Here is a 12,400-nt window from a genome sequence, read left to right as displayed (position 1 = left end):
CCGTTCAGCATGGAAACCGACGCCACGCCCGAGCGCCCGCTGCTCGCGCTGTACCTGCACCTCGATTTCACGCTGGCCGCCGAGCTGGCCGCGCAGATCGACCGCGAAGGCAGCGCGGAACCCGTGCCCGTGCTGCCGCCGATCGCATTGCCGACCGCCGCGCCCGCGACGCCGCCCAGCGCACCGCCCAGTGCGTTATTCGTATCGCCTGCCACGGCAGGCAACGACACCATCGCCGTCACGCCGGCCACCACTGCCATCACACCCAGTTTCTTCAGCATCTGTCCGCCCTTCTGATTTTCGAGATATCCACGGGAATTTAGCACCATTCCGTTAAGCCTATCGTAATGAAGCGTTAAATCGGGCGTGTTCCCGGCTCGAACGCCACGCGCACGGCTGCGCCTGCGCACCCGGACCGCGCTCGCGCCACAAGGCGGCGAAGCACCGAAGAACGCGATCCTGCATTACCATCGGGCGTCCACCGCGCCTGCCCGTATCCGGCAAGCAGGCCTGCCACCTCCCTCGTTGCGCTCCGATGCTCGCTCTCGTCATCCTCGCCGGCCTCTGGGCCGGCCTGCAGAACACCCTCGCCGGCGGCGGCTCGTTCGTCACGCTGCCCGCGCTGATCGTGTCGGGCATGTCGCCGCTCGCGGCGAACATCACGTCGACGGTCGCGCTGTTTCCCGCGCAGGTCACGACCGGCTGGGCCAGCCGAAAAATGGTGCGCGGCGCGGGCAAGCTGTCGTTTCGCGCGCTGTTCGCGATCAGCGTGATCGGCGGCGCACTCGGCGGGCTGCTGTTGCTGAAGACGCCTTCGTCGATCTTCTCGCGCCTCGTGCCGTGGCTCGTGCTGTTCGCGACCATCGTGTTCGCGTGGGGCAGCTTCTTCCGCAAGCCGCGCGAAGGCGCGGCGCACCTCGGCACCGTCCCTGCCGCGATCTCGCAATTCATGATCGCGATCTATGGCGGCTACTTCGGCGGCGGACTCGGCTTCCTGATGATGGCCGTGTTGACGATGGCCGGTCTGTCGCCGCGTCACGCGATGTCGACGAAGAACGCACTCGCGGGCGTGATGAACGCATCGGCCGTCGTGCTGTTCGTGACGTCGCCGCACCTGCACTGGGGATCGGCACTCGCGCTCGGCGGCGGCGCGATCGTCGGCGGGCTGCTCGGCACGTGGGCGCTGCATCGCGTGAACGAACGCATCCTGCGGATCGGGATCGTCTGCATCGGCGTCGTGCTGACCATCGGATTGTTCGTCAAGCCGATCTGACGCACGCGCTTCCCGCCCAACGATAACGAGAGGCAGGAGAGGCAGCACAACGCTTTGAGGCAAAGCCTCAAGCAACGGCATATCACGATGATCGCGCTTGGCGGCGTGATCGTGCGCGTGATGGTGTGCTACGTCGGCTCGGTGTCGATCCTGATCCTGTGCATGCCGTGGACCGACAAGGCCAACCGGAAATCGCCGCAAGTGTCGCTGTTCAACATCGCGGGCTTCACGGGTACGGCCGTCGCGATGAAGACCGTGCTGTTCGAATCGTTCATGTCGGTGATGAACGCGTTCCTGGCGAGGATGCGTTGACCGGCAGCCGGCGTGCGCGTTCAGCCGAACGGCCGCACGCCGATCAGCGGGCCGTGCAGGAACCGCGCAAACACGGCCCAGACGACGATCCCGCCCAGCACGGCGACGATGTCGCCCGACAGCGCGCCGGCCGGGTAGCGGACGCCATCGCGGCGATCGCGCGCACGCGACACGACGAAATCGACGATCGACCACACGAAGAACGCACCGAACAGCACGACCGCATGCACGGTGCCGTTCACGAGCAGGTGCGCCACGGCCCAGACCATCACGCCAGCCAGCATCGGGTGTCCGACGAGCGTCTTGATCCGGTTGCGCGGCACGTAAGACGCGGCGATCAGCACGAACGCGACCGCGGTCAGCATGCCCGTCAGGTGGCGCACGCCGACCGGCGACACCCACAGCAGCGTCGCGCCCGAGCGGGCGATCCCGTACCCCCAGACGATCAGCACGAAGCCGACGACCGACGCGATCGAATAACCGCCCTTCCAGCCCTTCTCGCCGATCCGCTCGATCGTCGTGGAGCGCCAGCCGCCGGCGACGATCCGGATCGAGTGCACACCGAGGAAGATCGCTAAACCGAGAATCAGGACGAGCATCGACTGTCTCCGTCTGGAATGATGAGTGGGGATACGTTCCGCGCGACGTACGATGCGCCGTTCGCGGAGCCGGCGGCAAGGCCGGCGCGGGCCGCGCCCGGCGGCGCAACCCGCGCCGATCATAAACGCCGGGACTGCCGTTGTGAAGCATGCAGGATGTGCGGCGCGTCAAGCTTGACGCGTTCGTACGTCCGGTCGTGCGGGCCTGCGGCCGTACGACGCACCGGTCGCCCGGTGATGGGTACGCCTGAAGAAAGGAAAGCGAACATCGCGCGGCTGTCGCTTCGCGCGGCCGGTATTACGTCTGCTTGCGCTTCGCCGGCGGTTTCGATGCCGGTTTCGGCGCAGGTTTCGATACGCGCGCGGCTTTCGGCACGGAGAGCGGTTCGGCCGTGGATTTCGGCGCGGATTTCGCCGCCACCGTGGATGCCGTCTTCCGCGCCGGGTTCGGCGCAGGCTTGGGCGCGGATTTCAGTGCCGCTTTCGGCGCGGCTTTCGATGCCGATTTCGATGCCGATTTCGCTGCCGTCCCGGCACCCGCCTTCGACGCCGGCTTCGGCACGGCCCTCGCCTTGCGCTTCGGCGGCCCGGCCAGCAACGCCGCACGATACGCGCCGCGGCACCAGTCGAACAGCGCACCCGCATCCTCGAGCACGTCGGCCGGCGTTTCGTAGTAGCCCTCGAGCGCGACCGTGCGCGTGGGCCTGGTATACGAGAACGGCCCCATGCCCGCCGCGACGAACGCCGGACGGTTCACGTCGTCGACACGCAGGAACAGCGACCCGCGCGACATGAAGCCGAACATCACGCCGTCGAGCCGCAACGCCGCGCCGCTGAAGAACCGGGCGACCGCGACCGTGCCGAGCGGCGCGAGCTGATACGCGATCTCCTCGCCGTGCGCCTTCTCCGCTTGCCAGCTCATGCGCGGGCCTCGCAGCGCCGCGTCCACGCATCGAGCTCGGCGTCGTCGAAACCGACGGCCGTCGCACTCTCGCGGATCTGCCGCCACGTCGCGCGGTCGACCGGGATGCCGGCGGCCCCGCGTGCGGCACGGCTGGCATCCTCCGGCTCGCCGGGCATCCGCACCGGCGCATCGCCGGCCTGCGGCGATGCCTTCGCCCACGCGACGAAGGCATCGGCCTCGCGCTCGGCGTCGGCCGCGTCGAACGCGTTCGGATCGATCAGCACCGACAGCATCCCGTTGACGATCGCGCTCGTCTTCTGCAGCGTATCGCCGTACGTCGTATGCCCGCCGACCAGCGCGCCGCCGAAGATCTCGCACATCGCCGCGAGCGCATACCCCTTGTGCAGCCCGAACGGCAGCAGCGCGCCGAACGGCTGCTCGTGCATCACGGCCGGATCGTCGGTCGGCTGGCCGCGATGGTCGATCAGCGACCCGACCGGCACGTGCTTGCCCTGGTTGTACGCGACGCGCGTCTTGCCGTACGCGATCGCGCTCGTCGCGAAATCGAGCAGCAGCGGCGGTTTGCCCGCCCGCGGATACGCGGCGCAGAACGGGTTCGTGCCGAAGCGCGGATCGGTGCCGTGCAACGGCGCGACCAGCAGGTCGCCCGGCACGTTGACGAAATGGAACGACACGAGCCCCGAGCGCGCGCACTGCTCGGCCCAGTGCCCGATGCGGCCGAGGTGATGGACGTCGCGCAGCCCGATCGCACAGATCCCCATGCGCCGCGCACGCTCGATTCCCTCGACCATCGCCTCGAACGCGATCACCTGGCCGAAACCGCGGCCGCCGTCGATCGTCAGCACCGCGCCGCCGTCGCGCACGATCGACGCGTGCCCGTTCAGTTGCAACTGCCCTTCCCGCCACGACGCGACGTAATTCGGGATCATCCCGATCCCGTGCGAGTCGTGGCCCGCGAGATTCGCGCCGACCAGGTGATCGGCGACGAGCGCTGCCTCGCGCGCACTGCTGCCGGCCCGCTCCCAGAGTGCCGCGACGAATGCGTGCAGCGGTTCGGCGCGCATGCGCAGCGGTTCGGTAGCGGGCGTCGGCAGGACGGTCATCGGCAACACTCCATCAAGTCGGATCGGGCAATCGATGCTTAGGACGCTGCGACGCTCAGCGCGCGGTCGCGATCACGTCGGCCACGGCCGCGGTCAGCTTCTTCGCGTACGGCACATGCAGAAACTCGTTCGGGCCGTGCGCGTTCGACTTCGGCCCGAGCACGCCGCACACCATGAACTGCGCGGACGGGAAGCCTTCCTGCAGCACGTTCATCAGCGGGATCGTGCCGCCGAGGCCCATGTAGGCGCAGTCGGCGCCGAAGTGGCGGCGCGACGCGGCGTCGAGCGACGACGCGAGCCACGGCGCGAGATCGGGCGCGCTCCAGCCCGTCGCGGCGCCCGCGTCCGGCTTGAACGTGACCTTCGCGTTGTACGGCGGATCGAGTTCGAGCAGTTCCTTCAACTGCTGCACGGCCTGGGCGGCATCGACGAGCGGCGGCAGGCGCAGCGACAGCTTGAACGCGGTGCGCGGACGCAGCACGTTGCCGGCATCGGCAAGCGCCGGCATGCCGGCCGCACCCGTGACCGACAGCGACGGACGCCATGTCGAATTCAGCAGCGCCTCGCGCGGATCGGTCGTGGTCGGCAGCACCGGCTTGCCGTCCGCGCCGCACGCCCACGGCAGCCCCTTCCATACGGTGTCGCCGAGAATCGCGGCGGCCGCTTCGGCCTCGCGCACGCGGCTCGACGGAATCTCGCAATGGAACACGCCCGGCAGCAGGTTGCCGTTCTTCGCATCTTCCAGGCGCTCGAACAGCTGGCGCATCACGCGGAAGCTCGACGGCGCGATGCCGCCGTAGACCCCCGAGTGGATGCCTTCTTCCAGCACCTCGACCTGCAGGTCGCCCGACACGAGGCCGCGCAGCGACGTGGTGAGCCACATCTGGTCGTAGTTGCCGGCGCCCGAATCGAGACAGACGACGAGCGACACCTGGCCGAGCCGGTCGCGCAATGCATCAACGTACGGCAGCAGGTCGTAGCTGCCCGACTCCTCGCAGGTCTCGATCAGGCCGACGCAGCGCGGCCGCTCGATGCCCTGCTCGTCGAGCGCGCCGAGCGCCGCGAGGCTCGCGTAGATCGCGTAACCGTCGTCCGCGCCGCCGCGGCCGTACAGCTTGCCGTTCTCGAACTTCGGCGTCCACGGGCCGAGGTCCGCGCGCCAGCCGTCGAATTCGGGCTGCTTGTCGAGGTGGCCGTACAGCAGGATCGTGTCGGTGCTGCCCGAGCGCGTGGCGGGCGTCTCGAAGAAGATCACCGGCGTGCGGCCCGGCAAGCGCACGATTTCGAGCGTCAGGCCCTTCACGGGCTGCCGTTCGGCCCACTGCGCGGCGTCCGTGACGACGCGCTCGAGATAGCCGCGCTTCGCCCAGTCGGGGTCGAATGCGGGACTCTTCGCGGGAATCGCGATGTAGTCGGTCAGGGCATGGAGGATTTCATCGTTCCACTTGCGCTCGACGAAGGTAACGAGCTTGTCATGGTCGAGGACGGGGGTCGTGTCGACGGAAGTCATGATGGGGGTGCCTGGATCGGGCTGACGAAAACCCAGATCATACGCCGATGCTCCCCCGCCGGCGCCCCCTCCTGGCCGTTCAGACGACCTTCGGGAACGCGTCGCGCAGCCCTGCCGCGCAGGCCAGCGCGTCGTCCCACAGGCGTCGCGTCAATGTGCCGGCATCCGCCTCGCGCGCGAGCGCCGCGGCCTCGCCCGACCACAGCAGCGAGAAATCGTCGCGGCCCTGCCGCTCGAACGCGCTACGCAGCGGATCGACCGCGGTCGTCGCGAGCGGGAACGCGGGGGCAAGGGCACTCATCGGCCCCTGTTCGCGCATGAAGCGCGTCAGCAGCCCGCGCGCGGGGCGGCCGGTATACAGGTTGGTCATGCGCGTGCCGTCGTCGCGTGCCGCGCGCACCGCCGCGCGATGCTGCGCCGACCGGCCGGCCTGCGGCGTCAGCAGGTAGGCGGTACCGATCTGCACCGCACGCGCGCCGAGCGCGAACGCGGCCGCGATGCCGCGCCCGTCGGCGATCGCACCGGCCGCGATCACCGGCGCGCGCACCGCGTCGACGATCTGCGGCAGCAACGCGAACAGGCCCGGTTGCGCATGGATGTCGTCGGTCAGGAACATCCCGCGGTGGCCGCCGGCCTCCGCGCCCTGCGCGACGATCGCGTCGACGCCGCGCGCATCGAGCCAGCGCGCTTCCGCGACGGTCGTCGCGGAAGAAACGACTCGCGCGCCCGTACGCCGCACGCGTTCGAGCAGCGTGTCGTCCGGCAACCCGAAATGGAAGCTCACGACGGCCGGCCGCCATTCCTCGACGACCGCGCACGTCGCATCGTCGAACGGCGCGCGGCCCGGGCCGCCCTTCACGCCGGCCGGATCGACTCCGGCTTCCGCGTAGTAGCCGGCGAGCGCCGCGCGCCAGCGCGCGTCGACCTCGGCGTCGGGCGCGGGCGGCGTGTGGCAGAAGAAGTTCACGTTGAACGGCGCGGGCGTGCGGGCGCGGATCGCCGCGATCTCGTCGCGCAACTGCTGCGGGCCGAGCGCCGCGCACGCGAGCGAACCGAGCCCGCCGGCTTCGCACACGGCGATCGCGAGCGGGCTCAGCGAACCGACCATCGGGGCCTGGATCAACGGCAAACGGGAAGGCAGTGTCGTCATCGGAATCCTTTTTCGCCATGCATGGTCGTCGCCACGCGGGTTGTTCTTCGTCTCGTCGCGCACAACCGGCCTGATGCCGCGTGCGCTACGTGCCGCCGCGATCCATGCCGCGCCGGTATGCGGCCGGGCTGGTCGCCGCGACGCGCCGGAAATGCCGGCGCAACGATTCCTCCGAGCCGAACCCCGCGCGCGCCGCGACCTGCGCGAGCGGCAGCGCGGGCTGCGCCTCGAGCATGTCCTTCGCGACGTTCACGCGCTCGCGGATCAGCCAAGTGAGCGGCGACATCCCCGTCGCATCCGCGAACTGGCGCTGCAGCGTGCGCGTGCTCATCGCGGCCTGCGCGGCGAGCGATGCCAGCGTGTGCGGCTCGGCCGCATGGGCGCGCATCCAGTCGATCAGCTTCGCGAGCCGGTCGGTGCCGCCCGGCGCGACCGGGCGCGGCACGAATTGCGCCTGCCCGCCATCGCGGTGCGGCGGCAGCACGAGGCGCTGCGCGACCCGGTTCGCGATCGCGCCGCCGTGGTCGCGCCGCACCAGATGCAGCAGCATGTCGAGCCCCGCCGCCGAACCGGCCGACGTGACGATCTGCCCTTCGTCGACGTACAGCGCATCGGGATTCACGCGCAGCGCCGGATAGCGCGCCTGCAGGCGTTCCGCGTAACGCCAGTGGGTGGTCACCGTGAGCCCGTCGAGCACGCCGGCCGCCGCGAGCACGAACACGCCCGAACAGATCGAGCAGAGCCGCGCGCCGCGCCGATGCGCGGCCCGCAGCTTCTTCAGCAACGGCTCGGGCGGCCGTTCGTCCGGATCGCGCCAGCCGGGAATCACGATGGTGTCCGCGCGATCGAGCATCGCGAGCCGGTACGGCGCGGCGACCGTGATGCCGCCCGCCGCGCGCACCGGCCCAGGCTCGCTGGCGCATACCGCGAAGCGATACCAGTCGACGCCGAGTTCCGGGCGCTCGAGCGCGAACAGTTCGACCACGCAGCCGAATTCGAATGTGCAGAGGCGATCGTAGGCGAGCGCGACGACGAGATGATCATGCATGGCGCAATGTTACCGGAACTTGTCGATCGCGCCACTGCCGCAAAGCGGGCCGAACCGCGATACTGCCTCTCATCCCGGCGCGCTCCGCGCCCCTTCCACCCGGAGAACCTGCCCATGTCCTACGTCACCGACGTGCCCGCCGCCGACAGCCCCGCCGCCCTCGCCCATTTCGAGGCGTCGCTGCGATTCGAGACCGATTGCTGGGACGTGCACGACGCGCTCGCGTCCGGGGCACCCGACTTCGTGCTGCTCGACGTGCGCGGCCCCGACCAGTTCGCCGCCGGCCACGTGCCCGGCGCACGCAACCTGCCGCGCCGCAAGATCATCGAGAGCAAGCTCGCCGGCTATCCGGCCGGTACGCTGTTCGTCGTCTACTGCGCGGGCCCGCACTGCAACGGCGCTGCACGCGCGGCGATCCAGCTGGCGCGCCTCGGCCGGCCGGTCAAGCTGATGATTGGCGGCGTGACGGGCTGGCGCGACGAAGGTTTCGCGTTGAGCAACGAAGTGCAGCCGATCGGCGCCGAAGCCGACTGATCGTCATTAAAAACGCAACAATCAATTGCCAGCACACGAACGAAAAAAGCGCGACAATCAGCCACATTGCAGTTCGGACGGAGCAGCACCATGCATGATGCAGTCCTGATTCAAGTGGCCGGTTCAGTCGCCGCGATCGCGATCTATTTTCTGCCGGCCGTCATTGCCGACCGGCGCGGCCGGCACGACAAGCTGACGATCGCGATGTTCAACGCGCTGTTCGCATGGACCGGCATCGGCTGGCTGATGACGCTGTACTGGGCGTGCCAGCCGAACCCGCGTACCGACGTCGCGCAGACGATCCTCGCGAAGCGCCGCGGCGTCAGCATGCGGACGTTCTCGTCCGGCCTCGTCGAACGCGTGCAGCGCCGCGTCGCGGCCCAGGAGCAATGGGCCGAGAAGCAAGGCTGCCGTTAAGTCCCTTTTTCCCTTTCACCGTGCCGCGTCGAACTTCGGCATCCTGACGTTGGTCGACGCGCGGTAAGTCCAGTGCAGTCCCTCGTGCGGCGGCCAGCCGCCTGCGCGCAAGCACGCCCCGAACGCCCCCGCCGTCACCGCCCGCGCGATCCGCTCGCCCGGGCACGCGTGCGGCCCCGTGCCGAAGCCGAAATTCGGCCCCGCCGCGCGGCCGGGCATCAGCCGGTGCGGTTCGCGACGCACGGCCGGGTCGCGGTTCGCCGCGGCGAGCACGACGAGGATCGCGTCGCCGGCTTCGACGGTCGCGCCGTCGATCGTCGTGCGCGCCGCGACGAAGCGGCGCGTGTTCTGCACCGGTGAATCGAAGCGCCCGACTTCGGCGACGAAGGCGTCGAGCGCCGTGTCGTCCGGCACGGCGCGCGCGGCATGGGCTTCCCCGTGCCATGCCACCAGCGTGTTGCCGAGCCACGCGGCCGTCGCTTCACAGGTCTGCGACAACAACCCGACGAGATTCGCCACCAGCGCGCCGCTTGCCTGCCAGCCCGACGCGCGCGCTGCCTGCTGCACGGCGGCGACGAGCGTGCCGTCGTGCGCACGCGTCTGCGCGACGCGCTCGGTCATCCGGTCGAGCAATTGCCGCGCGCCTTCGCTTGCGCGCGCCAGCGCCGCGGCATCCGACAACGGCGACAGCGCGGCGACGAAGTCGACGACCCGCGCCGCGATGTCGTCCAGCTGCGCTTCGTCGAAGCCGAGCAGATCGGCAACCGCACACACGGGCACGGTCATGCACCACGTATTCAGCGCGTCGGCGTCGCCAGGCGCCGGCAACCGTCGCGCGGCAAGCTGCGCCGCGCGAGCGCGCAGCGCCTCCGTGTCGATCGGTGCGAACGCCGCGCGCAACGCCTGCTTCGGTACGTCGTGCCGCGACGCGCCGTCGTTCATGCGCACGAGTTCGCCGAACAGCGCGCCGGCCGTCGTGCCGCGCAACGCGGGCGGCACCGGCATGTCCAGCGGGCGTACGCGGCAGGCCGGATGGCCGAGCACGGCCGTCACGGTCGACGCGCGGCTCGCGACCCACAGGCCGAGCGCGGCGTCGAACGCGAGCGGCGGCCCGTCGACGAGCGTCGCATAGTAGGGATAGGGATCGCGGTGCGTCACCGCTGCAATGGGATCGGTCGGGTTCATGCGCTCAGTATCGATGGCGTGCACCGCCGCATGTTTCGGGTTCACGTGAAATGTCGCGGCACGGGCGCCACGCGCCGCGGCCTCGCAACGCGAGGCAAGGCAACGGTCAGGCGGCCGACCGGTCGCGGTGCGACTGCATGCGCATCCGGACGCGCCCGGCCGAAATCGCGCGCGGCTCGGGCAGCACCGTGTCGTGATGGAACATTTCCTGCCGGAATTCGCCGTTTTCGTCGAACCACTGGCAGATCAGCCAGTCGCCGTCGTCGAACACGACCGGCCCCGCATAGGTGACGGTCATGCGCGGCCCGCCCGTTTTCAGCGTCACGACATCGCCGACGCGAAACCTGACGCGCTGATTTTCTCGGATCGTCATCGCTCTCTCGGATTTTATATATTGATATTCCCGGCGGCCCGCCAACCGGTCATTTGAATGTGCCGCAGATTATCAATCAAAAAAACGGCCGGCAACTGCCGCACACGAAAATACATTGATCGAGAAAATGCAACGATACGCGCCATCGACACGCGCGGCGGGCCGCCGATCGCCCGATCCGGCGCGGCCTGCACGGCGGATCGGGGCAACCGGGGGAAATGCGGAGAATAAACGATGGTTTTCGCGCCGTCATCGACGGTTAATCAAGACGCGAAATAGGTTGATTATTGTCAATCGACGTTTCCGCTGGAAACGATCCCATGTTTAATTGGCCGTCATTCTCCGAACAAAACCGGCGAATTATCGGGTGCCGCAAACCAGCGGTTGATGTCGCGCCCCGACACGGCCGCCTGTGCGAACGTAAACGTGCCGTCGCGCGCCATCTCGGTCGCGGCGCGCAGAAACGCGCCAAGCGCGGCTCGCGCCAGCGCGCCGCCGACGCTGACGCGCTTCACGCCGAGCGCAGCGAGTTCGTCCAGGCTCAGCAAGCCGCCCTGCAGCCCCATCACGACGTTCACCGGCGCGCCGACCGCCCGCGTCACGGCCGCGATTTCATCGGCGTCGGTGATGCCCGGCGCATACAGCACGTCGGCGCCCGCGTCACGATAGGCGACGAGCCGGGCAATCGTGTCGTCGAGATCGCGGCGGTCGTGCAGGTAGTTTTCGCAGCGCGCGGTCAAGGTGAACGGAAACGGCAGCGCGCGCGCCGCGTCGACGGCCGCCGCGATGCGCTCGACCGCCGCGCCGCGCGGGTAGATCGGCGCGTCGGCGCGGCCCGTCGCGTCCTCGATCGAGCCGCCGACCGCGCCGGCCTCGGCCGCCAGCCGGATCGTTTCGGCCACCGTGTCGGGTGCATCGCCGAAGCCGTTCTCGAGATCGGCGCTCACCGGCAGGCCGCCCGCGGCGACGAGATCGGCAATGTGGTCGAGCATCGCGTCGCGGTCGATCGCGTTGTCGGGCTGCCCTTTGGAAAACGCGTAGCCGGCGCTCGTCGTGGCGAGCGCCTCGAAACCGGCCATCGCCAGCAGGCGCGCGGTGCCGGCGTCCCACGGGTTCGGGATGATGAACGCGCCGGGGCGCGTGTGCAGCGAACGGAAAACTTCGGCGTGGCGCGCCTGCAGGTCGGAACGGGTCATCGTGGACTCCCGGATGGTGATGACGGGTGAGCTTACGCCGGTCGTGCGCGCGACGTTTCAGCGATGGCCGAAATGTCGTCGCGCGACCGGAAAAAAACCGACGCGCGGGACGCGCGCCGGCAGCCGGCGCTTACGTCGATGCAGCCGGCCCGCCGTCGATGCCGAGCAACACGTCGGCGACGGCCTCGGAGAACTGCATCGTGCGGCCGTCGATCAGCACGGCGTCCGGATGCGACGGATCGCGCACCGCCTGCGGCACGCCATGTGCGATCAGCACGCGTGCGCACGCTTCCCAGTCGGGTACGTCGACGCCCTCCGGTTCGTTGACGGACGCCCAGGACAACGTGCCGAGCGCGTCGCTCCCGAATCCGTGCGGCTCGCGCCAGCTTGCGCCGTGCGCGAGCAGGAACGCCAGCAGATCGGCATCGCCGCGGAACACCGCGTGATTGAGCGCGCTCGCGTCCCAGTCGCCGCCGCGCATGGCAATCGGCCAGCCCAGCTCGACCATGACCTTCACCGCGTCGCGCGACCCCCATGCGGCGGCATCCGGCAGTTGCCGCAGCCGGTCCTCGGTCAGCGCGCCGGGCAGTTCCGGATGGCGCGCCCGGATACGCCGCGCGGTGTCGGCGTCGGCACGCGCACAGGCCGCCACGAATGCGTCGTCCGGGCCGAGCGCCTCTTCCGCGCCGGCTGCGCGCAGCAGCGCCGCGACGTCGGTCAAGCCGGCCTGCATCGCCAGCCGGTACGCACTGACGCCCGCCGGCGTGCACGCGCG

General features: G+C 69.6%; 13 protein-coding genes and 2 pseudogenes. 5 read left to right on the top strand and 10 right to left on the bottom strand.

The features are described from left to right. The 3 genes and pseudogenes from G3N62_RS31160 to G3N62_RS31150 form a co-directional block, all read left to right on the top strand. A pseudogene (locus G3N62_RS31160) lies at positions 1-126 on the top strand (AraC family transcriptional regulator); the annotation flags it as partial. Positions 127-535: 409 nt separating this feature from the next. Further along, the gene (locus G3N62_RS31155) at positions 536-1,273 is read left to right on the top strand and encodes a sulfite exporter TauE/SafE family protein (protein WP_034189356.1); all 738 of its coding nucleotides are present in this window, start codon (positions 536-538) and stop codon (positions 1,271-1,273) included. A 93-nt stretch (positions 1,274-1,366) separates the two neighbouring features. Further along, positions 1,367-1,570: pseudogene (locus G3N62_RS31150) on the top strand (GABA permease); the annotation flags it as partial. A gap of 35 nt (positions 1,571-1,605) precedes the next feature. On the opposite strand, the gene G3N62_RS31145 reads toward G3N62_RS31150, so the two are convergent. The 6 genes from G3N62_RS31145 to ftrA all read right to left on the bottom strand — a co-directional run bounded on the left by G3N62_RS31145 (position 1,606) and on the right by ftrA (position 7,920). Next, positions 1,606-2,184 carry an NnrU family protein gene (locus tag G3N62_RS31145; RefSeq protein WP_059556818.1) on the bottom strand — a complete coding sequence of 193 codons (579 nt, stop codon included), beginning with the start codon at positions 2,182-2,184 and terminating at the stop codon, positions 1,606-1,608. A gap of 298 nt (positions 2,185-2,482) precedes the next feature. Next, positions 2,483-3,106: a TfoX/Sxy family protein gene (locus G3N62_RS31140; RefSeq protein WP_049028510.1), complete on the bottom strand. Its 624-nt coding sequence runs from the start codon at positions 3,104-3,106 to the stop codon at positions 2,483-2,485. After that, entirely contained in the window at positions 3,103-4,212 is a 1,110-nt protein-coding gene (locus G3N62_RS31135; protein ID WP_034189353.1) for a malate/lactate/ureidoglycolate dehydrogenase, read from the bottom strand. The genes G3N62_RS31140 and G3N62_RS31135 overlap by 4 nt, the downstream gene beginning before the upstream one ends. 55 nt (positions 4,213-4,267) lie before the next feature. Next, positions 4,268-5,722, bottom strand: a complete 1,455-nt coding sequence (locus G3N62_RS31130; RefSeq protein WP_059556820.1) for a M20 family metallopeptidase — start codon at positions 5,720-5,722, stop codon at positions 4,268-4,270. Positions 5,723-5,801: 79 nt separating this feature from the next. After that, positions 5,802-6,872 carry a nitronate monooxygenase gene (locus G3N62_RS31125; RefSeq protein WP_034189513.1) on the bottom strand — a complete coding sequence of 357 codons (1,071 nt, stop codon included), beginning with the start codon at positions 6,870-6,872 and terminating at the stop codon, positions 5,802-5,804. A gap of 85 nt (positions 6,873-6,957) precedes the next feature. Next, positions 6,958-7,920 carry a transcriptional regulator FtrA gene (ftrA, locus tag G3N62_RS31120; protein ID WP_034189351.1) on the bottom strand — a complete coding sequence of 321 codons (963 nt, stop codon included), beginning with the start codon at positions 7,918-7,920 and terminating at the stop codon, positions 6,958-6,960. A gap of 114 nt (positions 7,921-8,034) precedes the next feature. Between ftrA and G3N62_RS31115 the strand changes: the two genes are divergently transcribed. Both G3N62_RS31115 and G3N62_RS31110 read left to right on the top strand, forming a co-directional pair. After that, the gene (locus G3N62_RS31115) at positions 8,035-8,454 is read left to right on the top strand and encodes a rhodanese-like domain-containing protein (RefSeq protein WP_049032816.1); all 420 of its coding nucleotides are present in this window, start codon (positions 8,035-8,037) and stop codon (positions 8,452-8,454) included. Positions 8,455-8,544: 90 nt separating this feature from the next. Beyond that, on the top strand, positions 8,545-8,871 hold the full coding sequence (locus tag G3N62_RS31110) for a superinfection immunity protein (protein WP_034189349.1): 327 nt from the start codon (positions 8,545-8,547) through the stop codon (positions 8,869-8,871). Positions 8,872-8,886: 15 nt separating this feature from the next. On the opposite strand, the gene G3N62_RS31105 is transcribed toward G3N62_RS31110, so the two are convergent. From G3N62_RS31105 to G3N62_RS31090, 4 genes are all read right to left on the bottom strand, one after another. After that, a complete protein-coding gene (locus tag G3N62_RS31105; protein WP_124670259.1) occupies positions 8,887-10,056 on the bottom strand; it encodes a cytochrome P450 in 1,170 nt (389 codons plus the stop codon). Between the two features lie 106 nt (positions 10,057-10,162). Then, positions 10,163-10,429 (bottom strand): YodC family protein, encoded by a 267-nt coding sequence (locus tag G3N62_RS31100; RefSeq protein ID WP_049032821.1) that lies wholly within the window; start codon positions 10,427-10,429, stop codon positions 10,163-10,165. Positions 10,430-10,764: 335 nt separating this feature from the next. Then, positions 10,765-11,625, bottom strand: a complete 861-nt coding sequence (locus tag G3N62_RS31095; protein ID WP_059556823.1) for an isocitrate lyase/phosphoenolpyruvate mutase family protein — start codon at positions 11,623-11,625, stop codon at positions 10,765-10,767. 130 nt (positions 11,626-11,755) lie between these two features. Further along, a partial coding sequence (locus G3N62_RS31090) for an ankyrin repeat domain-containing protein (RefSeq protein ID WP_206141403.1) occupies positions 11,756-12,400 on the bottom strand: 645 nt, incomplete at its 5' end.

Origin of the sequence: Burkholderia sp. Tr-20355 (assembly GCF_017104685.1) — a bacterium.
Classification (GTDB): domain Bacteria; phylum Pseudomonadota; class Gammaproteobacteria; order Burkholderiales; family Burkholderiaceae; genus Burkholderia; species Burkholderia seminalis.
This window is presented reverse-complemented; position numbering and strand designations above follow the sequence as displayed.

Coding starts and splice junctions, on each gene's coding strand:
- G3N62_RS31155 (WP_034189356.1), top strand. CDS start 536: ATGCTCGCTCTCGTCATCCTCGCCGGCCTCTGGGCCGGCCTGCAGAAC.
- G3N62_RS31130 (WP_059556820.1), bottom strand. CDS start 5,722: ATGACTTCCGTCGACACGACCCCCGTCCTCGACCATGACAAGCTCGTT.
- G3N62_RS31140 (WP_049028510.1), bottom strand. CDS start 3,106: ATGAGCTGGCAAGCGGAGAAGGCGCACGGCGAGGAGATCGCGTATCAG.
- G3N62_RS31100 (WP_049032821.1), bottom strand. CDS start 10,429: ATGACGATCCGAGAAAATCAGCGCGTCAGGTTTCGCGTCGGCGATGTC.
- G3N62_RS31135 (WP_034189353.1), bottom strand. CDS start 4,212: ATGACCGTCCTGCCGACGCCCGCTACCGAACCGCTGCGCATGCGCGCC.
- G3N62_RS31115 (WP_049032816.1), top strand. CDS start 8,035: ATGTCCTACGTCACCGACGTGCCCGCCGCCGACAGCCCCGCCGCCCTC.
- ftrA (WP_034189351.1), bottom strand. CDS start 7,920: ATGCATGATCATCTCGTCGTCGCGCTCGCCTACGATCGCCTCTGCACA.
- G3N62_RS31125 (WP_034189513.1), bottom strand. CDS start 6,872: ATGACGACACTGCCTTCCCGTTTGCCGTTGATCCAGGCCCCGATGGTC.
- G3N62_RS31145 (WP_059556818.1), bottom strand. CDS start 2,184: ATGCTCGTCCTGATTCTCGGTTTAGCGATCTTCCTCGGTGTGCACTCG.
- G3N62_RS31095 (WP_059556823.1), bottom strand. CDS start 11,625: ATGACCCGTTCCGACCTGCAGGCGCGCCACGCCGAAGTTTTCCGTTCG.
- G3N62_RS31105 (WP_124670259.1), bottom strand. CDS start 10,056: ATGAACCCGACCGATCCCATTGCAGCGGTGACGCACCGCGATCCCTAT.
- G3N62_RS31110 (WP_034189349.1), top strand. CDS start 8,545: ATGCATGATGCAGTCCTGATTCAAGTGGCCGGTTCAGTCGCCGCGATC.